Origin of the sequence: Microbacterium sp. PAMC21962, from assembly GCF_019443465.1 — a bacterium.
Classification (GTDB): domain Bacteria; phylum Actinomycetota; class Actinomycetes; order Actinomycetales; family Microbacteriaceae; genus Microbacterium; species Microbacterium hominis.
The window spans coordinates 2,904,277-2,923,839 of the sequence record NZ_CP080381.1 but is presented as its reverse complement, the minus strand read 5'-3'; the positions used below and the strand labels follow the sequence as shown (position 1 = coordinate 2,923,839).

The window sequence follows — 19,563 nt, the reverse complement described above, 5'->3', positions numbered from 1 at the left end:
CGGTCGGGGGCGGCCCCGCCGCCGACCGGCGGGTCATCCGCGGGTCAGGCCAGCCCGTGCTCGAAGGCGAACACGACGAGCTGCACCCGGTCGCGGAGGGAGAGCTTGCCGAGGATGCGGCTGATGTGCGTCTTCACGGTCGCCTCGGAGAGGAACTCCCGTTGCGCGATCTCGGCGTTGGACAGTCCTCGGGCGGCGAGGGCGAAGATCTCGCGCTCGCGATCCGTCAGCTCGGTGAAGGTCTCGGGGATGGTGCGCGACGGCTCGGAGAACTGCGCGAACAGCTCGCGGGTCGCCGAGGCGGCGATGACCGCCGAGCCCGACTGCACCGTCCGGATCGCGGCGAGCAGGAACTCCGGGTCGGCGTCCTTGAGGAGGAAGCCGCTGGCCCCCTGCCGGATCGCCCGCGCGGCCGCCTCGTCGAGGTCGAACGTCGTGAGCATGACGATGCGGGGCGGGTCGGCGGCCAGCGTCGGATCGGCGAGGAGCTCGGCCGTCGCGGCGAGGCCGTCCATCACCGGCATCCGGATGTCCATCAGCACGACGTCGGGCCGGGTCTGGCGCACGACGCGCACGCCCTCGGCGCCGTCGCCCGCCTCGCCGACGACCGCGAGGTCGGACTGCGAATCGATCACCATGCGGATCCCCGCACGGAAGAGGGCCTGGTCGTCGACGAGGACGACCCTGATCGGGGCGCTCATGCCTGTCCCCCGGCGGCGGCGGACGGCGCGATCGGCAGCCGCGCCCGCACGACGAACAGGGCGCCCTGCCGGCTCGCGTCGAGCTGGCCTCCGACCAGCTGCGCACGCTCGCGCATGCCGATCAGGCCGTGCCCGCGGTACTCCTCGGCGGATCGGTCGCCGGCGACGGAGCCGCCCGCGGTCTCGGCGGGGGCGACGGGATTGCGCACGGTCAGTTCCACTCCCCCAGCGTGCCACGCGAGATCGACGCCCACGGCCGCATCGGCGCCGTGGCGGAGCGCGTTCGTGAGCGCCTCCTGCAGAATGCGGAACACCGCGAGCTGCACGGCCGCGGGCACCTCCCCGACCGGTGCCGGATCGACGTCGACCCGGAGCGTCACACCCGCCGCACGCACCTGCGCGTAGAGCTGCTCGAGGTCGGCGAGGGTCGGCTGCGGGCCCTCCGCCTGCGTGTGGCGCAGCTGGGTCAGCAGCATCCGGACGTCGGAGAGCGCGGCGCGGGCCGTCGTGGAGATGGTGCCGAGCGTCACGGCGGCGACGGCGGGGTCGGATGCCGCGGCGTACCGCGCCCCGTCGGCCTGGGCGATGACGACGGCCAGCGAGTGGGCGACGACGTCGTGCATGTCTCGCGCGATGCGGGTGCGCTCCGCCTCGGCGACGGCGGTGGCCTCGGCGAGCTCCTGCGCGCGACGGTTCTCGCGGGCGCGCAGGCTCGTTCTGACCAGGGCGCCGGCGGTCCAGGCGAGCAGGAGGGCGAAGGCGGCGGAGGCGAAGGTCGCCGCGGTGGCGAAGACGTAGGTGCCGATGCCGCTGGTGGTCCACTGACCGAGCACGAGCGGCATGACGATGATGTAGATCGCGATGGCCACCGCCCCCAGCAGCGACGACGCGAACCCGAACCAGAAGGTGCGCCGCGCGCCGTAGGCCGCGGTCGTGTAGAGCACCCCGAAGATGGCGATGTTCGCCGGCAGCGGCGGCAGGCCGGTGGCCATCTGGAGGACCGCGGCGGCCCAGCAGACCGCGAGGGCGAGCTCGGGCGCCAGTCGGCGGACCGCGGCGGCCCCGGAGAAGACGAGGGTGAGCGCGAGCGCGACGATCAGCGCGACCCGCGAGGGGACCATCGCCGACCCGATTCCGTCGGACGGCACGAGCGTCGCGAACAGTGCGAACAGCGCGAACAGGCCGGCCGCGACGATGTCGACGGTCAGCTGCATGCGGGTCAGCGTCCGAAACACGCTACGACGCTACGCGACCGCCGCGCGCGGCGGCATCCATCGAGCGATGTATCGCCGTCGGCGCGCGCCGGGCCGGATCGGACCGCTTGGTCCGCGCGGTCTGCGCCGTCAGCCCGACTGCGGCACCAGCGGTCGGTGCTCGTAGAAGGTCTGCAGCACGACGGTCGTGCGGGTGCGGACCGCGGCGGCGAGCCGGATCTCACGTACGAGGTCTTCGAGGGCGCGCGGCGACGCGACACGGGCGAAGAGCATGTAGCTGGCGTCACCGGCGATGGAGTGGCAGGCCTCGATCGCGTCGAGGTGCTCGAGGAGCTCGGGGGCGTTGTCGGGCTGAGCCGGGTCGAGCGGAGTGATCTCGATGAAGGCGGCCAGCGGGCGCCCGACCGCCTCGGCGTCGACGAGCGCGCGGTAGCCGGTGACGACGCCACGCGACTCCAGCCGCTTGAGGCGGGCCTGAACGGCGGAGATCGAGAGCCCGACCGCGGCGGACAGGTCGGCGAGCGTCATCCGGCCGTCTCGCGAGACCTCGGCCACGATCCGACGGTCGACATCATCTTCCATGCATGGAAGAATATCCGATGCAAGGCAGTCTTGCCGTAAATATTCCTGTCTCGACGAGCGGAGGTGCCCACCATGTCCCTTTACACGCCCACGAAGTCCGTCATCGGAGAGCCCGAGGTCGTCGAAGACGACCGACCGATGGTGCCGCTCGTCGAAGACGACCGACCGATGGTGCCGCTCGTCGAAGACGACCGACCGCTGGTGCCGCTCGTCGAAGACGACCGACCGCTCGAGCAGCAGCCCGCCTGGCAGGCGCTGAAGGATGCCGTCGGCCGGCTGCAACCGCTGCAGGCGCAGGACGGCTCGGTTCCCGGCGACGCCGACCGCGCCGTCGCCGCCGACCTCATCGACACCATCGCCGCCGGCATCCGCACCCTCGCACCGCTGTTCCCGCACGACGCCGACTACCTCTCGGCCTGCATCGTCGACCTCCGCCGGTGGGCGGACGCCGACTTCCCCGCGCCGGACTTCCTCGACTCGCTGGTCGCCTTCCAGCCCCAGCGCGACCGTGTCGACGGCCTCCGCCACCTCGTCGTGTTCCCGATGTACACGCAGAACGGGTCGCGCGACCGGCACCTCGAGGCCGTGCTCTGCGAGGTGATCTGGCCGGAGTTCATCGGCGAGCTGGAGCAGACCTACACCAACGGCCTGTTCGTCTCGCTGCGGCTGATCGACTTCACCTCCGGCTACGACACCAATTCCGCCGTGCTCTTCCCCGAGACGGTGGCGATGCGCGAGATCCCCTCGTTCACGTGGGGGGCGATCTTCCAGGACCGCGAGGCCGCACGCTTCCGGCGGGTGGTGGCCGCGGCATCCGAGATCACCAAGCTCGACGTGCCGGACGGCGTCGCCCGGATGCTCGCCGATCAGGGCCTCACCGAGCGGACGTTCGTCATGTGGGACCTCATCCACGACCGCAGCCACATGCGCGGCGACCTGCCGTTCGACCCGTTCATGATCAAGCAGCGCATGCCCTACTTCCTCTACACGCTCGAGGAGTTGCGCTGCGACCTCACGGCGTACCGGGAATGCGTGGGCATCGCCGCGCGACTGTCGGCACGCGCGGCGGACGGTCACCCGCTGACGGATGCCGAGACGGCCATGCTCGACCACGCGCGCCTGGTGCAGTACGCCGTGATCTTCGATCGGATCTTCCGGTTCGCGATCACCGGCTCGCGCGTGCGCAACTACGACGGCCTCGGCGGCCAGCTGCTGTTCGCGTGGCTGCATCGGCGCGGGGTGCTGCACTGGACCGACACCGCGCTCGCCTTCGACTGGGACGGGGTGCCGGACGCCGTCATCGCCCTCAGCGACGCGATCGACCGCCTGTACTGGGAGTCGATCGACCGCCCCAAGGTCGCCCACTGGCTCGCGGCCTACGACCTCGTGCGCAGCGTCGTGACCCCGCATCCGGCCTCGACCTGGGCGCGCGGCCTGCCCGACGACGTGCTCGCCGGCGCGCCGAAGGGGTACACCGACGCGGTGCTCGACGACGAGTTCCCGCTCTCGATGTTCTTCGAGGCGCTCGACAAGAAGATGCAGGGCGTCATCTCCTCGACGGCGGGCATCACGGGTCGCGATGGGTGACGGGGTCCGCGGGCGCACGGTCGTGATCGCGGGTGCCACGAGCGCGAGCGGGCGCGCGGCGGTGCGCGCGCTCCGGGGCGCCGGGGCGGTCGCGATCGCCGTGGGCCGCGACGACGCGAAGCTCGCCGGGCTGCGCGATCTCGGCGCGCGGACCGCGGTGTGCGATCTGACCGACGAGGCCGAGGTGGGCGCGTTCGCGGCGGCGCTCCGCGCCGACGGGACGCCGGTGGACGGCATCCTGCACCTCGTCGGCGGATGGCGCGGCGGCGGCGGGCTTCCGGGCCAGAGCGACGCCGATTACCGCGCGCTCGAGGCCGGACTGACCGCCCAGCGGCACGTCACCCGCGCTTTCTGGGGCGACCTGATCGCCTCGGATGCCGCGCGGGTCGCGATCGTCTCCTCGACCGCGGTCGCGCGCCCGCTGGCGGGAGGCGCCAACTACGCCGCCGTCAAGGCGGCGGAGGAGGCGTGGGCGCGGGCGATGGCCCAGGGGTTCGCCGCGGACACCCGCGGCGGGCACCGCGCGCCGGCGGCGGCATCCACGATCTTCCGGGTGCGCGCGCTCGAGGGTCTGGAGGAGGAGCTCGCGGCGGCGTTCCTCGGCCTCTGGGACCGGGGAGCGGACGAGGTCAACGACGCCGTCATCACCCTCGGCCCGGGCTGAACTCCTCCATCGCACGCCCCTGTCCGCCGGACGCGGCCCCGTCGCCCCATACGCCCGCCTCGATGGAGGAGTTCGGGCCAGGGGGGCGGCGAGCCGCGGTCCGCGACGTCGCGGGCCCGCGCCCCCGAACTAGATTGGATACCCGTGACCACTCTGCATGACACGACCGCCCGCGGCTTCGCCAGCGACAACTACTCCGGCGTCCACCCCGAGATCCTCGAGGCGATCGCCGCCGCGAACCACGGCCACCAGATCGCCTACGGCGAAGACGCCTACACGATCCGTCTGCAGGAGGTCTTCCGCCGCCACTTCGGCGAATCCGCCGAGGCGTTCCCCGTCTTCAACGGCACCGGGGCCAACGTGGTGGGCCTGCAGTCGATGCTCCCCCGCTGGGGCGCCGTGATCGCGGCATCCACCGCCCACATCAACGTCGACGAGGGCGGCGCGCCCGAGCGGGTGGCCGGGATCAAGATCCTGAACGTCCCCACCCGCGACGGCAAGCTCACCCCCGAGCTCGTCGACCGCGAGGCCTGGGGGTGGGGCGACGAGCACCGCGCCCAGCCGCTGGCGGTCTCCATCACCCAGTCGACCGAGCTCGGCACGCTGTACACCCCCGACGAGATCCGCGCCCTCGCCGACCACGCCCACGCCCACGGCATGCGCCTGCACCTCGACGGCGCCCGGATCTCCAACGCCGCCGCCGCCCTCGACGTCCCGCTGCGCGCCTTCACGACCGACGTCGGCGTGGACGTGCTGAGCTTCGGCGGCACGAAGAACGGCGCGCTCGGCGGCGAGGCGGTCGTCGTCCTGAACCCGGATGCCGCGGAGGGCCTGCTCTTCCTACGCAAGCTCAACATGCAGCTCGCCTCGAAGATGCGCTTCATCTCCGCGCAGCTGGTCGCGCTGCTGGAGGGCGACCTATACCTGCGCAACGCCCGGCACGCCAACGCGATGGCCCAGCGCCTGCGCGCCGGCGTCGAGGCGGGCATCGCGGACGGGTCGATCACCGGGGTGGGCTTCAGCCAGCCGACGCAGGCCAACGGGGTCTTCGCGACCCTGCCCGACGGCATCGCCGACGCGCTGCGCGAGAGCTTCCGCTTCTACGACTGGGGCCCCGCCGGCGGAGGCTCGACGGAGCGCGACGGCGATCCGTCGAGTGCCGGTGGGGAGGATGCCGCGAAGAACGAGGTCCGCTGGATGTGCTCGTTCGACACGTCGGAGGACGACGTCGACGCGTTCGTCGCGGAGCTCGCGCGCCTCACCTGATCCCGGCGCGGCCGGGCTCTCACCGCCGCATCCGCGGAGCGGTCACGCCCCGGCGAGCCACTCCCGGTACGCATCGAACGCGTACGGGCGCCCGAGGAAGGCCTCGACGAGCGCGGTCGCGTCGCGGCGTCCCCCGGGCTCGAGGATCTCGCGCCGATAGCGGGTCGCGGCCTCGGCATCCATCAGATCGCCCCCGAACCCCGAGAGCAGGTCGCGGGCGATCACGAGGCTCCACTGGTACGTGTAGTAGCAGGCGCCGTATCCCGTCAGATGGCCGAAGCCGGCGTACGGATGCCGGCCCCGCAGCGGCTGGACGGGACTCGTCGAGGCGTACCAGTGCTCCGTCGCGGCCTGCAGATCGGCCGGTCGATCCACGTGCAGGTGGTACGACACGTTGGCGTGACCGAGCTGGCGCCGCACCTCCAGCGCACGGCCGAAGCCGTCGGCGACGCGCATCTTGGCGACCAGATCGGCCGGAATGGGCTGCCCGTCGGCGTCGGCGGTGAAAGAGGCGAGGACCTCGGCATCCCAGGCCCATTCCTCGAGGAGCTGGCTGGGTGCCTCGACGAAGTCCCACTCGGTCGCGACGCCGGAGAAGCGGACGAAACGCTGATCGCCGCCGAGGATGTCGTGCACGAGGTGGCCGAACTCGTGGAAGAAGGTGACGACCTCGTCGTGCGTCATCAGCCCGCGCGAGAAGTTGCACAGCAGCACGGCCTCGGGGAGCACCCGTCCGGTCACCCCCGGGGCGAGCGGGAAGCACGCGGCGTGGTTGTACTTGCCGTCGCGCGGATGCAGGTCGAGGTGGATGCGGCCGAGCCGCGCCCCGGCACGCACGACGTCGTAGGAGCGGACGTCGTGGTGCCAGGTCGGCACGTCGACCGGCACGTACTCGACGTCGAGCAGCCGCGACGTGGTCGCCAGGACGCCCGGCAGCACGCGGTCGAACGAGAAGTACGAGCGCACGAGCTGCGCATCGACGTCGTGCCGCTCGCGGCGCAGGGCGCTCAGCAGGTAGAAGAAGTCGGCGATGGTCACCTCGGTGGCGGCGGGGTCGTCGCGCTGGAGCCGCGCGAGGAGCACGGGATACTCCGCCGCGGCGGCCGCCGCCGAGGCCTCGTCGAGGCGCGCGAGGAACTCCGCGATGGCCGCGCTGCCGCCGTCCGGGCGACCTGCGCCGATCATCCGCGTCTCGGTCTCGAAGTCCGCCCAGTCGCCATACCCGAGCAGCTGCGCCCGCTCCGCCCGCACGGCGAGCAGCTCCGCGAGGACGGCGTCGTTCTCGGGCCAGGCGAGGTCGTTGTAGGCCTCGACGAGCGCGGTGCGCGTGGCCCGGTCCGTCGCGTATTCCCGTACGGGCATGAGGTCGGTGTACTCGGTGGTGAGCACGACGAGGCCGTCGTCGCCGACGGGGTGGTCGTCGATGAAGTCCTGCGGCAGGCCGGCGAGCCCCGCGGGCGGCACCCGGATCTCGCGCCGTCCGTCGCGCACGTTGCGCGAGAACTCCAGGCTGAGCTGCGTGTCGCGGTCGGTGAGCTCCCGCACGCGCTCCCGCTCCGCGTCGGGAAGGGCGACGCCGCCGCGCCGGAAGTCGCGTCGCAGGTGGTCGAGCAGCCGGCGCTGATCGGCGTCGAGACCGTCGTCCGGCAGGTCCGCGAACGCGGCGAAGAGGCGGTCGTCGAGCAGTCGCGCGGCCGACAGGGCCTCCAGCGCCTGCACCTGCTCCTCCGCGGCGGTGCGCACCGCGGCATCCGGATGCGCCTCGCTGAGCAGATACGCCTCGCTCGTGGCCTGCCGCAGGGCGAGGTCGGCGTCGTTCCACAGCTCCAGGCGTGTCGCGGCGTCGAGGTCGTCGTCCGTCGCGGCGAGGCGTGCGTCGAGGTCGGCGACGAGGGCGACGGCGGCGGCCGGGCGGGCGGACGCGAAGGCGCTCCAGCCCGGGGCGTCGGTCGGGAAGGCGAGGGGCTCGATCGCGGTCATGCTCCGAGCCTACGACGGCGCGCCGAGGGCTCGAGGGCGACGGCTGTCGGTTCAGCGGCGCCCGAACAGGGTGTCGGCCACGGTCGGGCGGAAATGCCGGGCGACGTAGGTGAGCGCCTCGTCCACACCGAAGGCGCGCGTCGAGTTGCCGACCCGCACCCAGAGCTCCTTCGCGGCGCCCTGGGTCACGAAGACGGGCTCGGCGGCGCGCGGACACCGCACGGCGCAGACCGTGCGCCCCTCGACCTCGGCGAAGCGGATGCGGGGCATGGCGGCGGCGTTCTTGCCGAGGCTCGCCGCCAGCATGTCGCGCAACCACAGCTCGAAGCGGTCGGCGTCGGGGGTGCGCAGCGTCGCGAAGTCGCGGTCGAGGCCGTGGACGCGGCCGTCGTCGTCGACGCCGATCACGAGGGTGCCGCCGGCACTGTTCAGGAACGCGGCGACGGTCTTGGCCACGACCTGTTCCATGCGGGCGTCCTTCTTGTCGTCACGGACGTTCCAGCGCGCCGTCTCCTTGAACTCGACCTGCTCGCTCTCGCCCTTCTCGAGCAGCGCGACGACGTCGATGGCACCGTCGCGGCGCACGATCGCGGCGATGCCGGCGACGACGAAGGACAATCCCAGGCTCGTTCCCGCGGCCAGCAGCAGCGACGTCGGCATCCACAGTCGCAGCCCGAAGAAGAACCAGCCCGCGAGGAACAGCCCGAGGCTCACCCCGAGCAGGGAGACGATCGTCATGACCGACAACGGCAGGGAGAGGCGGGCGCCGAAGATGCGGCGGAGCACCCACGCGATGACGAAGGAGAGCAGCAGCGCGAGCGGGAGGGCGCCGGCGAAGTCGACCAGCATCTCGCTGCGGGGCACGGTGATCACCTCTGAATCGGGGGCGGGGTGAGGGTGAGACGGGCGGTGCGTCAGCGCAGAGCGCCGACGCTCGCCAGCGCCAGACGGATGAGGGTCGAGCGGCCGCCCTCCATCTCGGCGGCCAACGACTCCGACGACGCCTCTTCCGGGGTCATCCAGGTGACCTCGAGCGCGTCCTGACGCGGCTCGCAGGTGCCCGTCACGGGGATGACGAAGGCGAGGGAGACCGCATGCTGGCGATCGTCGTGGAAGGCGCTGACGCCCGGCAGCGGGAAGTACTCCGCCACCGTGAACGGCACGGGCTGCGGCGGAAGCTGCGGGAACGCCATGGGGCCGAGGTCGTTCTCGAGGTGGCGGAAGAGGGCGTCGCGCACCGTCTCGCCGTAGCGGACGCGCCCCGAGACGATCGAGCGGGTGATCTCCCCCAGCGGCGTCGCGCGCAGCAGCACGCCCACCTGCGTGACCGCACCGACGCCGTCGGTGCGCACGGGGACGGCCTCCACGTACAGGATGGGCAGTCGCCGACGCGCCTCGGCCAGCTCGATGTCGGTCAGCCACCCCGGGTTGGCGGCGCTGCCCGGCGTGGGCGAGCCGAACGAGCCGTCGCCCATCGGGTGGCCCGGACGCCCGCCGCCGAAGCCGCGGAGCGGATCGCGGGGGGTCCCGTCGTCGTCGCGTTCGTTCGGATCGGGGTCGGGGGTTCGAACGGCCATGCCTCATGTATACCCGCACCTCCGGTCGCCCCGTGTCCGCGACGCCCGTCGACGCCGGCGGTCGGGTGCCCCCGCGAGCACGGCCGCGGTGTCGGCGGGGACTGAGAGGATGTCGGTATGAGCGCGATCGCGATCGATGACGACGCCGTCCTGTGGTCGGCGCCCGCCGCCGAGCGCGCGGGCCGACCGCTGCTGCTGCTCCTGCACGGGTACGGCTCCGACGAGCGCGACCTGTTCGGCCTGGTCCCGTTCCTGCCCGATGCGTATGTGTTCGCGGCCGTTCGCGCACCGCTGTCTCCGCCGTTTCCCGCACCGGGCTGGTCCTGGTACCCCATCGAAGGTCTCGACGGCCGATCGAGCGGGGCGGTGACCGACGCCGCCGAGGCGCTGATCGCGTGGGTGGAGGCGGCGACGGATGCCGAGACCATCGGCATCCTCGGCTTCTCGCAGGGTGCGGCCGTCGCCCTGCAAGCCCTTCGGCTGCGGCCCGAGCGGTTCGCGTTCGCCGTCAATCTCGCGGGATACGTCGACCCGTCGCCGCTGCCCGCCGACGCACGGCTGGCCGAGCGGCGCCCCCCGGTCTTCTGGGGACGCGGCGCCCGCGACGAGGTGATCCCGCCCGCCGCCGTCGCCCACACGGTCCAGTGGCTCCCCGAGCACGTCGAGCTCAGCGGTCGGGTCTACAAGGGACTCACCCACAGCGTGTCGCAGGAGGAGCTCGACGACGTCCGCGTGTTCCTGCAGAAGCGCCTCGACGACGTCGCCGCCGGCCGCCCTGGCGAGGGCGCCGCGGGCTGAGGTAGGCTGTCCGGGTTCCTGTCCCGAGTGTGAGGAAGACCGTTGAAGGGTTTCGACGCCGCGCTGTGATCCCGCGCTGAGCCGTCGACCCTCCGTCCCTCCTCGGACACCGGGTTCTCCGACGCGTCGGCGCATCCTTCCGCGCCGGCCGTCGACCCTCCCGTCGTCCCGGGAACGGTGTCGTGCGCGCCTGCGCCCCGACATCGTTCACGACATCGACAGGAGGCTCCCATGCCCCACCCCTCACCCGCGGTCGTCCTCGACCGCCTCACCTTCGCCTGGCCCGACGGCACGATCGCCGTGGACGACGTCTCCGGCGCGTTCGGCACCGGCCGCACCGGGCTCATCGGGCGAAACGGCACCGGCAAGTCCACCCTGCTCGCACTCATCGCGGGACGCCTCGTCCCGGCATCCGGTGCCGTCGTCCGCACCGGCGCCGTCGAGATGCTGGCCCAGCGGCTCGACCCCCGGACGCGCGTCGCGGACGTGCTCGGCGTGGCCGGCGCCCTCGACGCCGTCCGCGCGATCGGCGCCGGCGACGTCGATCAGCGTCACTTCGACACGGTCGGCGACGACTGGGATGTCGAGGCGCGCGCCGTGGCCGCCCTCGCCGAGGCCGGCCTGCCGCCCGACGCGCTGGATCGTCGCGTGGGAGAGCTCTCCGGCGGCGAGGCGATGCTGGCGGCGATCGTCGGCATCCGACTGCGCGGCGCCCCGATCGCTCTGCTCGACGAGCCGACCAACAACCTCGACCGCGACGCCCGCGTCCACGTCCACGAGCTGGTGCGGGGCTGGCGCGGGACACTCATCGTGGTCAGCCACGACACCGCGCTGCTGGATCTCATGGACGACACGGCGGAGCTCTACGACAACGAGCTGACGACGTTCGGTGGACCCTACTCGCACTGGCGCGCTGCGCACGAGGCGGAGCAGGCGGCGGCGCGGGAGGCCGAGGCGGTGGCGCGTCAGCACGTGCGGCGCGAGAAGCGCGACCGCATCCATCAGGAACTGGTGCTCGCGACGCGGGCCGCGGTCGGCAGGAAGGCGTCGATGGACAAGCGCGCGCCGAAGATCGTCATGGGTGGGAAGAAGCGTGCCGCCCAGGTCTCGGCCGGCCGCCTCCGCGTGGAGGCGCGGGGGAAGGAGGAGGAGGCCCGCGCCGCGCTCGACGTCGCGGAGCGTCGCGTCCGCGACGACGAGTCCGTGCACATCGACCTGCCCGACCCGCGGGTGGCCTCCGGCCGCCGCATCGCGACGATCCGCGATGCGGAGCGGTCGTGGACGGTGCAGGGGCCGGAGCAGGTGGCCCTGGTCGGTCCGAACGGCGCCGGCAAGACGACGCTGCTGGAGCGCCTCGTCGGCGACGGTCGTGGCACCCCGACCGACGTGGATGCCGTGGCCCACACCGACCGGATCGGCTACCTCTCGCAGCGCGTCGACGGCCTGGACGACGAGGCGTCGCCGCTGGCCAACCTGCGGCGCGCGGCGCCCGGGGTCGGCGACGTCGAGCTGCGCAACCGCCTCGCACGGTTCCTCCTGCGCGGCGACACGGTGCTCCGGCCCGTGTCGGCGCTGTCGGGCGGCGAACGGTTCCGGCTGGCGCTGGCCTGCCTGGTGATGGCCGACCCGCCGCCCCAGCTGCTGGTGCTCGACGAGCCGACGAACAACCTCGACCTCGACACCGTCGATCAGCTCGTCGCGGCGCTGTCCGCGTTCCGCGGGGCCGTGCTGGTCGTCAGCCACGACGACGGCTTCCTGCGCCGCATCGAGCCCGACCTCGTCCTCGAACTGCGCGACGGCCGGCTCGCCGAGTCTGTGGTGGGCTGAGCGGGTGAGCTGGGGCCGCCCGGGTGGCACGGCTGGTCGAGCCGGCCGGTCGAGCCGGCCCGGCCGTCCGTATTCAGTCTCCCCGGGTGCCGCAGCGGCGCCGGACCGCAGGATTCCGGGCCCGCCACCGCCCGATGACGCCGCGGAGACTGAATACGGAACACGCGCCGCACCCCGCGTGTCGGCGGTCCGCGGGATGATGGATCGATGGCCGATGTGCTGGAGCGGTTCGGTCCTGCGACCCAGGACTGGTTCCGTGGCGCCTTCGCCCAGCCGACGACCGCGCAGACCGGGGCATGGGAGGCGATCTCGGCCGGCAAGCACGCCCTCGTGGTCGCCCCCACCGGCTCGGGCAAGACCCTGTCGGCGTTCCTGTGGGCCATCGACCGGGTGTTCCGGGAGAAGGCCACTGCCCCGGCCGACGGCGCGGTCCCCGTCGACGCCGCGCCCGCCGGGGCGGCCAGAAAGAGGCCGCCGAAGAAGGATGCCGCGGGCACGCGCATCCTCTACATCTCGCCGCTGAAGGCCCTCGGCGTCGATGTGGAGCGCAATCTCCGCTCGCCGCTGGTGGGCATCGGCCAGGCCGCGCGCCGTCTCGGCATGCCGTTGCCGGAGGTGACCGTCGGCGTGCGCTCGGGCGACACACCCGCCGCCGACCGCCGCAAGCTCGTCACCGATCCGCCCGACATCCTCATCACGACACCCGAGTCGCTCTATCTGATGCTCACCTCCCAGGCGGCCGAGACCCTGCGCGACGTGCACACCGTGATCGTCGACGAGGTGCACGCCGTCGCGGCCACCAAGCGGGGCGCCCACCTGGCGGTGAGCCTCGAACGGCTCGACGCCCTGCGCCGCGGCGACGATCCGGATCGTCCTGCCGCGCAGCGGGTGGGACTGTCGGCGACGGTGCGCCCGATCGACGAGGTGGCGCGCTTCCTGGGCGGCTCCGCCCCGGTCGAGATCGTCGCTCCGCGCGCCACGAAGGCGTTCGATCTGCGCGTCGTCGTGCCGATGTCGGACATGCTCAACCCCCCGCCCCCGCCGGAGCACCGCCCGGATGCCGGCGCCGAGGGCGAGACGGCGGATGCCGAGGGTGACGGCGACTGGTTCGCGCCGTCGCCGCCCACGGAGATCACCGGATCGGTGTGGCCCCATGTGGAGGAGGCGATCGTCGACCGGGTGCTCGCGCACCGCTCGACGATCGTGTTCGCGAACTCGCGGCGGCTCGCGGAACGACTGACCGGGCGCCTCAACGAGATCTACGCGGAACGCCTCGGCCTCGAGCTGCCCGATGCGACGGTCCCCGCTCAGACGATGGCGCAGGCGGGCGCGAGCGCCGGCGCCCCTCCGGAGCTCGCGAAGGCCCACCACGGCTCGGTGTCGAAGGAGCAGCGCGCGCAGGTCGAAGACGAGCTGAAGCGCGGCATCCTGCGCTGCGTGGTCGCGACGAGCTCGCTTGAGCTCGGCATCGACATGGGCGAGGTCGACCTCGTCATCCAGGTGGAGGCGCCGCCGTCGGCGGCGTCCGGACTGCAGCGCGTCGGCCGCGCCGGACACCAGGTGGGCGAGGTGAGCCGCGCCGCGCTGTTCCCGAAGCACCGCGGCGACGTCCTGCACACCGCGGTGGTCACCGAGCGGATGCTGGCGGGGCAGATCGAGGCCATCGCCGTGCCGCAGAACCCGCTCGACATCCTCGCCCAGCAGACGATCGCGGCCTGCGCCGTCGGCGTCGTCGACGTCGAGGGCTGGTTCGAGACCGTGCGCCGCTCGGCACCGTTTCGGACCCTCCCGCGCTCGGCATACGAGGCCACACTCGACCTGCTCGCGGGCAAGTACCCCTCCGACGAGTTCGCGGAGCTGCGCCCGCGCGTCGTCTGGGACCGCGATCACGGCACCCTGACGGCGCGCCCCGGTGCGCAACGCGTCGCCGTGACGAGCGGTGGCACCATCCCCGACCGGGGCCTGTTCGGGGTGTTCGTCGCCGGCGAGACCCGCAACGCACGCGTCGGCGAGCTCGACGAGGAGATGGTCTACGAGTCGCGGGTGGGCGACGTGTTCACCCTCGGCACCACGAGCTGGCGGATCGTCGAGATCACCCATGATCGCGTCAACGTGCTGCCCGCGTTCGGCCAGCCGGGCAAGCTGCCGTTCTGGCACGGCGACGGCCTCGGACGGCCCGCCGAGCTGGGCGAGGCGCTGGGGCGTTTCTCCCGCGAGGTCGCCGCCGCGGGCTCCGAGAAGGCCACCGCGCGTCTTCGCGACTCGGGGCTCGACGACAACGCCATCGGCAACCTGCTGGCCTATCTCGACGAGCAGAAGGAGGCGACGGGCAGCCTCCCCACCGACCGCACCCTGACGGTCGAGCGTTCCCGCGACGAGGTCGGCGACTGGCGCATCATCCTGCATTCCCCGTACGGCATGCACGTCCACGCACCCTGGGCTCTCGCCGTCAACGCGCGCATCCGCGAGCGGCTCGGCGTGGAGGGGTCGGCGGTCGCGAGCGACGACGGCATCATCGCGCGCGTGCCGGATGCCGAGAGCGAGCCGCCGGGAGCCGACCTGTTCGTCTTCGAACCCGACGAGCTGGAACGGCTCGTGACCGACGAGGTGGGCGGCTCGGCGCTGTTCGCCTCGCGCTTCCGCGAGTGCGCCGCCCGCGCCCTGCTGCTGCCCCGCCTCAACCCCAACAAGCGCTCGCCACTGTGGCAGCAGCGGCAGAAGTCCGCGCAGCTGCTGGAGGTCGCCAAGAACCACCCCACCTTCCCGATCATCCTGGAGACGCTGCGCGAGGTGCTCCAGGACGTCTACGACCTGCCCGCTCTGCTGCGCATCGCGCGGTCGATCGGCGACCGGCGCATCCGCCTCGTCGAGACCACGACCAGCCAGCCGTCGCCGTTCGCACGCGATCTGCTCTTCGGATATGTCGGCGCGTTCATGTACGAGGGAGACTCGCCGCTGGCCGAGCGCCGGGCCGCCGCGCTCTCGGTGGATCCCGCACTGCTCGGCGAACTGCTCGGCAAGGTCGAGATGCGGGAGCTCCTCGACCCCGCCGTGATCGCGCAGTTCGAGCGCGAGGCGCAGCGGCTCGATCCGTCGCGCCGCGTGCGCGGCGTGGAAGGGGTGGCCGACCTGCTGCGCCTGCTCGGGCCCCTGGATGCCGCGGAGGTCGCGGCCCGCCTCGAGGCCCCCGACGTCGCGCCGGCCTCCGCCGGGGACGAGACGGATCCGGCCGCGGACGCTGCTGCGACGGCCGCGGATCCGGCTGCGGCACAGGCCGTGGCGGCGTCCCTGCTCGGGGAGCTGATCGACGCGCGTCGCGCGATCCGCGTCACGGTCGGCGGCGTCGAGCGCGTCGCCGCCATCGAGGATGCGGGCCGGCTCCGCGACGCTCTCGGAGCGGCGCTTCCCGTCGGCATCCCCCTCGCCTTCCTCGAGCCCGTCGCCGACCCGCTCGCCGACCTCGTCGCCCGCCACGCCCGCACCCATGGCCCGTTCCGGACCGCGGACGTCGCCGGGCGCCTCGGCGTCGGCACGGCGGTCGCGCGGCAGACGCTGCAACGCCTGGAGTCGCAGGGGCGCGTGTCGGCGGGCTTCTTCCTGCCCGACGCCGCCGCCACCACCGACGGACGCGCCCCCGCGGACGACCTGGAGTGGTGCGACAGCGAGGTGCTGAGGCGCCTGCGGCTGCGATCCTTGGCGGCCATCCGCGGCACGGTCGAGCCGGTCGCCCCGGAGTCGTACGCGCGGTTCCTGCCCGCCTGGCAGCACGTGGCCGGGTCGGCCGGCGGCCGTCCGATGGAGGGCGTCGACGGAGTGCTCGCCGCGATCGAGCAGCTCGCGGGCGTCCCCCTCCCGGCGAGCGCGTGGGAGTCGCTCGTGCTGCCCGCGCGGATCAGCGACTACACGCCCGCGATGCTCGACGAGCTCACCTCGACGGGCGAGGTCGTCTGGTCGGGGCACGGCTCGCTGCCGGGGCGCGACGGGTGGATCGCGTTGCACCCGATCGACGCCGTGCCGCTCACCCTCGCCCTGCCCGACGACCCCGAGCCGCCCACGGAACTGGAGCAGCGGATCCTCGACGCGCTCGGCGCGGGCGGCGCCTTCTTCGCCGGCCAGCTCGCCGGCATGACGTCCGCCCTCAGCGAGCAGGCGGTCGTCGAGGCGCTATGGAACCTCACCTGGACCGGACGGGTGACGAACGACACCTTCGCGCCGGTGCGCGGCCTGCTCGCCGGCGGATCGCAGGCGCATCGCACGACGCGGCGCACGCCGCGGGCGCGGATGTTCCGGGGCACCTCGATCGCAGCGACCGTCATGGCACCGCGGGCGGCACCCCCGCGCCCTCCCCTCGTGGGCGGCCGGTGGTCGCTGCTGCCGCAGCCGTCCGCCGACGCCGCGCTTCGCGCCGCGGCATCCGCGAGCCTGCTGCTGGAGCGCTACGGCGTGGTCACGCGCGGGGCGGTGCAGGCGGAGGGGGTGCCCGGCGGCTTCGCGCAGACCTACCGTGTGCTGGCGGGTTTCGAGGATGCGGGCCACTGCCGTCGCGGATACTTCATCGAGAAGCTCGGGGCGGCTCAGTTCGCGGCATCCGCCACCGTCGACCGCCTACGCGAGTACGCCGCGCTGCCCGATCCCGCGCCGCTGCGGGCGGTGACGCTCGCCGCGACCGATCCCGCCAACCCCTACGGCGCCGCGCTCGCCTGGCCGGCGCTGGAGGCGGTCGCCCACCGGCCGGGACGCAAGGCGGGAGGACTCGTGACGCTCGTCGACGGCGCCCTCGTGCTCTATCTCGAACGCGGCGGACGTTCGGCGCTCGTGTTCAGCGATGACGACGACGTGCTCGCCGCCGCCGCCGCCAGCCTCGTCGACACGGCGCGACGCCGGCACCTCGACACCCTGACCGTCGAGCAGGTGTCGGGCGCATTCGTCTACGGCACGCCCGCCGGACGGGCGCTGCAGACGGCGGGCTTCGTCGAGTCCAGCCGTGGCCTGACCCTGCGGCGGCAGCGGTGACCCGCGGGGGCGCCGTGGCTGGCGGCCGCGCGAACCGCGGAGGGGCGCATGCCTGAGGGCGACACCGTGTTCCGCACCGCCCGACGGCTGCACGAGGCGCTCGCGGGTGCGGAGGTGACCCGCTTCGACCTGCGCGTGCCGCGGTACGCCACGGCCGACTTGACGGGTGAGCTCGTGCACGAGGTCGTGCCGCGGGGCAAGCACCTGCTGATGCGCATCGGCGGCTTCACCCTGCACTCGCACCTCAAGATGGAGGGCCGCTGGCTCGTGTTCCGCCGCGGCGAGCGGTGGCGCTCCCCCGCCTTCCAGGCGCGCGCCATCGTCGGCACCGCGCAGGTGGATGCCGTGGGCTTCGAGATCGCGATGGTCGACCTCGTCCCCACCAGCGAGGAGGACGCCCTCGTCGGCCACCTCGGTCCCGACCTGCTCGGCCCCGACTGGGACCCGGCCGAAGCGGCGCGCCGCCTCTCCGCCGATGGGAGGCCCGTGCACGTGGCGGTCCTCGATCAGCGAAATCTCGCCGGGCTCGGCAACGAGTACGCCAACGAGCTGCTTTTCGTCCGCGGCATCCTGCCGACGACGCCGGCCGCCGACGTGGATGTCGCGGGTCTGGTGGACACCGCCGCGCGGATGATCACCGCCAACCGGGACCGACCATCGCGGACCTTCACCGGTGACACCCGACCGGGTCGGCAGAACTGGGTCTATCGGCGCGAGCGCAAGCCCTGCCGGCGGTGCGGCACGCCCATCCGCCGCACCGAGCTGGGCGCGACCGAGACGAGCGAGCGCATCGTCTTCTGGTGCCCCGTCTGCCAGACGTGACCGCGGCGTCCACCGAGGACGCCGCAGAATCGGAGCGTCGCACCGCATTCGGATGCCGCGGCATCCACCCTCCGCATCCGTTGCAGGGCACCGAATCCGCGACCGGAGCGGGTACCGAATCCGCGCCGGCGCCGGCGAATGCAGCCTCAGCGGGCGGCGCGGGCTCAGCACTCCACGACGTTGACGGCCAGGCCCGCCTCGCTGGTCTCCTTGTAGCGAGCAGACATGTCTGCGCCGGTCTGCCGCATCGTCTCGATGACGGTGTCGAGGGTGACGACGTGCGTTCCGTCGCCCAGCAGCGCGAGGCGTGACGCGGTGAGGGCGGTCGCCGCGGCGACCGCATTGCGCTCGATACAGGGGATCTGCACGAGGCCTCCGACCGGGTCGCAGGTCATGCCGAGGTGATGCTCCATCGCGATCTCGGCGGCGTTCTCGATCTGCGCGGGTGTGCCGCCGCGGATGGCGGTGAGACCCGCCGCCGCCATGGCGCAGGCGCTCCCCACTTCCGCTTGGCACCCCGCCTCGGCGCCGGAGATCGATGCGTTCGCCTTGATGATCGATCCGACGGCGGTGGCCGTCAACAAGAAGACACGGACCTCCGCGCGGTCGAATCCGCCCGCGCGGCACGCGTGATACATCACCGCAGGGAGAACGCCCGCCGCGCCGTTGGTCGGTGCGGTCACCACCCGTCCGCCGGCGGCGTTCTCCTCGTTGACCGCCATCGCGTAGAGGGACAGCGCCTCGGACGTCTCCGCCGGATCGCCGGTCGACGCCAGACGCGCCCACGCCGCCGCGGCGCGTCGGGGCACACCGAGCCGTCCCGGCAGCACCCCGCGAACATTCAACCCGCGCTCCACACAGGCGCGCATCTCCTGCCAGATGAGATCGAGCCCGGCGGCGGCGCGATCCGCACCGCGCAGCGCGACCTCATCGGCCCAGGCGACCTCGGCGATCGTCCGACCGTCGAGGGCGGCGAGCAACTCGGCCATCGTGCGGTACCGCGACGGCAGCATCCCCGCGAGGCCGTCGTCGCCGACCGATTCTGGAACGCTCTCGTCGGACCCGGACTCCCCGACGCGTCGCACGAAGCCGCCGCCGATCGACAGGTAGGTCTCCGAGGCGAGCTCGCCGTCGCCGTCGAACGCGGTCAGGGTGAGGGCATTGGGGTGACCGTGATGGCGCTCGCGGGGAGCGAAGGCGATGTCACCCTCGGTGAGAGCGACCTGGCCGATGCGCACGTCCTCCCCCGCGCACAGGCGTGCCCACTCACCGTGCACGTGCGCCGGGTCGACGGTCTCCGGGCGCAGGCCCCGTAGACCCGCGATGACGGCGTCGGGGGTCCCATGGCCGACGCCCGTCGCCGCCAGGGAGCCGTGGAGCCGACAGACGAACCGGGTCACCCGCTCTCGGATTCCCGCGCTCTCCAGGCCGTCGACGAAGGCGAGCGCAGCACGCATGGGCCCCACGGTGTGCGAGCTCGACGGACCGATCCCCAGGGAGAAGAGATCGAGCGCGGAGACGTACACTCCGCG

The 19,563-nt window shown here is 73.1% G+C and carries 14 protein-coding genes; 7 read left to right on the top strand and 7 right to left on the bottom strand.

Annotated elements, in window-relative coordinates; all coding sequences use genetic code 11:
• Positions 1–44: 44 nt before the first annotated feature.
• The 3 genes from KY498_RS13775 to KY498_RS13765 all read right to left on the bottom strand — a co-directional run bounded on the left by KY498_RS13775 (position 45) and on the right by KY498_RS13765 (position 2,497).
• The gene (locus tag KY498_RS13775) at positions 45–701 is read right to left on the bottom strand and encodes a response regulator transcription factor (protein WP_060958385.1); all 657 of its coding nucleotides are present in this window, start codon (positions 699–701) and stop codon (positions 45–47) included.
• Positions 698–1,936 (bottom strand): sensor histidine kinase, encoded by a 1,239-nt coding sequence (locus KY498_RS13770; protein ID WP_191009091.1) that lies wholly within the window; start codon positions 1,934–1,936, stop codon positions 698–700. The genes KY498_RS13775 and KY498_RS13770 overlap by 4 nt, the downstream gene beginning before the upstream one ends.
• A gap of 108 nt (positions 1,937–2,044) precedes the next feature.
• Positions 2,045–2,497 (bottom strand): Lrp/AsnC family transcriptional regulator, encoded by a 453-nt coding sequence (locus tag KY498_RS13765; RefSeq protein ID WP_101306908.1) that lies wholly within the window; start codon positions 2,495–2,497, stop codon positions 2,045–2,047.
• A gap of 72 nt (positions 2,498–2,569) precedes the next feature.
• On the opposite strand from KY498_RS13765, the gene KY498_RS13760 reads away from it, so the two are divergent.
• From KY498_RS13760 to KY498_RS13750, 3 genes are all read left to right on the top strand, one after another.
• Positions 2,570–4,084, top strand: coding sequence for a DUF6421 family protein (locus KY498_RS13760; protein WP_219879412.1), 1,515 nt, complete (start codon positions 2,570–2,572; stop codon positions 4,082–4,084).
• Positions 4,077–4,748, top strand: a complete 672-nt coding sequence (locus KY498_RS13755) for an SDR family oxidoreductase (RefSeq protein ID WP_191009092.1) — start codon at positions 4,077–4,079, stop codon at positions 4,746–4,748. The genes KY498_RS13760 and KY498_RS13755 overlap by 8 nt, the downstream gene beginning before the upstream one ends.
• Positions 4,749–4,892: 144 nt before the next feature.
• The gene (locus tag KY498_RS13750; RefSeq protein WP_191009093.1) at positions 4,893–6,014 is read left to right on the top strand and encodes a low specificity L-threonine aldolase; all 1,122 of its coding nucleotides are present in this window, start codon (positions 4,893–4,895) and stop codon (positions 6,012–6,014) included.
• A gap of 42 nt (positions 6,015–6,056) precedes the next feature.
• Here the strand turns inward: KY498_RS13750 and KY498_RS13745 are convergent, their stop codons facing one another.
• The 3 genes from KY498_RS13745 to KY498_RS13735 are packed head-to-tail and all read right to left on the bottom strand — an operon-like array spanning position 6,057 to position 9,571.
• Positions 6,057–7,994, bottom strand: coding sequence for a M3 family metallopeptidase (locus tag KY498_RS13745; protein ID WP_191009094.1), 1,938 nt, complete (start codon positions 7,992–7,994; stop codon positions 6,057–6,059).
• 51 nt (positions 7,995–8,045) lie between these two features.
• Complete coding sequence (locus tag KY498_RS13740) at positions 8,046–8,867, bottom strand: helix-turn-helix domain-containing protein (protein ID WP_223848742.1); 822 nt, start codon at positions 8,865–8,867, stop codon at positions 8,046–8,048.
• 41 nt (positions 8,868–8,908) lie between these two features.
• Entirely contained in the window at positions 8,909–9,571 is a 663-nt protein-coding gene (locus KY498_RS13735; RefSeq protein ID WP_060958379.1) for an NUDIX hydrolase family protein, read from the bottom strand.
• A gap of 117 nt (positions 9,572–9,688) precedes the next feature.
• On the opposite strand from KY498_RS13735, the gene KY498_RS13730 reads away from it, so the two are divergent.
• The 4 genes from KY498_RS13730 (at position 9,689) to KY498_RS13715 (ending at position 18,031) form a co-directional block, all read left to right on the top strand.
• The gene (locus KY498_RS13730; protein ID WP_191009095.1) at positions 9,689–10,369 is read left to right on the top strand and encodes an alpha/beta hydrolase; all 681 of its coding nucleotides are present in this window, start codon (positions 9,689–9,691) and stop codon (positions 10,367–10,369) included.
• Positions 10,370–10,600: 231 nt separating this feature from the next.
• The gene (locus tag KY498_RS13725) at positions 10,601–12,196 is read left to right on the top strand and encodes an ABC-F family ATP-binding cassette domain-containing protein (protein WP_191009096.1); all 1,596 of its coding nucleotides are present in this window, start codon (positions 10,601–10,603) and stop codon (positions 12,194–12,196) included.
• Between the two features lie 207 nt (positions 12,197–12,403).
• Positions 12,404–17,209, top strand: coding sequence for an ATP-dependent helicase (locus tag KY498_RS13720; protein ID WP_191009097.1), 4,806 nt, complete (start codon positions 12,404–12,406; stop codon positions 17,207–17,209).
• Positions 17,210–17,257: 48 nt separating this feature from the next.
• Complete coding sequence (locus tag KY498_RS13715; protein ID WP_191009098.1) at positions 17,258–18,031, top strand: Fpg/Nei family DNA glycosylase; 774 nt, start codon at positions 17,258–17,260, stop codon at positions 18,029–18,031.
• A 164-nt stretch (positions 18,032–18,195) separates the two neighbouring features.
• Here KY498_RS13715 and KY498_RS13710 read toward each other — a convergent pair whose 3' ends face one another.
• Positions 18,196–19,557, bottom strand: a complete 1,362-nt coding sequence (locus KY498_RS13710; protein ID WP_191009099.1) for an L-serine ammonia-lyase — start codon at positions 19,555–19,557, stop codon at positions 18,196–18,198.
• Positions 19,558–19,563: the final 6 nt, after the last annotated feature.

Coding starts and splice junctions, on each gene's coding strand:
- KY498_RS13730 (WP_191009095.1), top strand. CDS start 9,689: ATGAGCGCGATCGCGATCGATGACGACGCCGTCCTGTGGTCGGCGCCC.
- KY498_RS13735 (WP_060958379.1), bottom strand. CDS start 9,571: ATGGCCGTTCGAACCCCCGACCCCGATCCGAACGAACGCGACGACGAC.
- KY498_RS13715 (WP_191009098.1), top strand. CDS start 17,258: ATGCCTGAGGGCGACACCGTGTTCCGCACCGCCCGACGGCTGCACGAG.
- KY498_RS13775 (WP_060958385.1), bottom strand. CDS start 701: ATGAGCGCCCCGATCAGGGTCGTCCTCGTCGACGACCAGGCCCTCTTC.
- KY498_RS13725 (WP_191009096.1), top strand. CDS start 10,601: ATGCCCCACCCCTCACCCGCGGTCGTCCTCGACCGCCTCACCTTCGCC.
- KY498_RS13760 (WP_219879412.1), top strand. CDS start 2,570: ATGTCCCTTTACACGCCCACGAAGTCCGTCATCGGAGAGCCCGAGGTC.
- KY498_RS13720 (WP_191009097.1), top strand. CDS start 12,404: ATGGCCGATGTGCTGGAGCGGTTCGGTCCTGCGACCCAGGACTGGTTC.
- KY498_RS13755 (WP_191009092.1), top strand. CDS start 4,077: ATGGGTGACGGGGTCCGCGGGCGCACGGTCGTGATCGCGGGTGCCACG.
- KY498_RS13745 (WP_191009094.1), bottom strand. CDS start 7,994: ATGACCGCGATCGAGCCCCTCGCCTTCCCGACCGACGCCCCGGGCTGG.
- KY498_RS13765 (WP_101306908.1), bottom strand. CDS start 2,497: ATGGAAGATGATGTCGACCGTCGGATCGTGGCCGAGGTCTCGCGAGAC.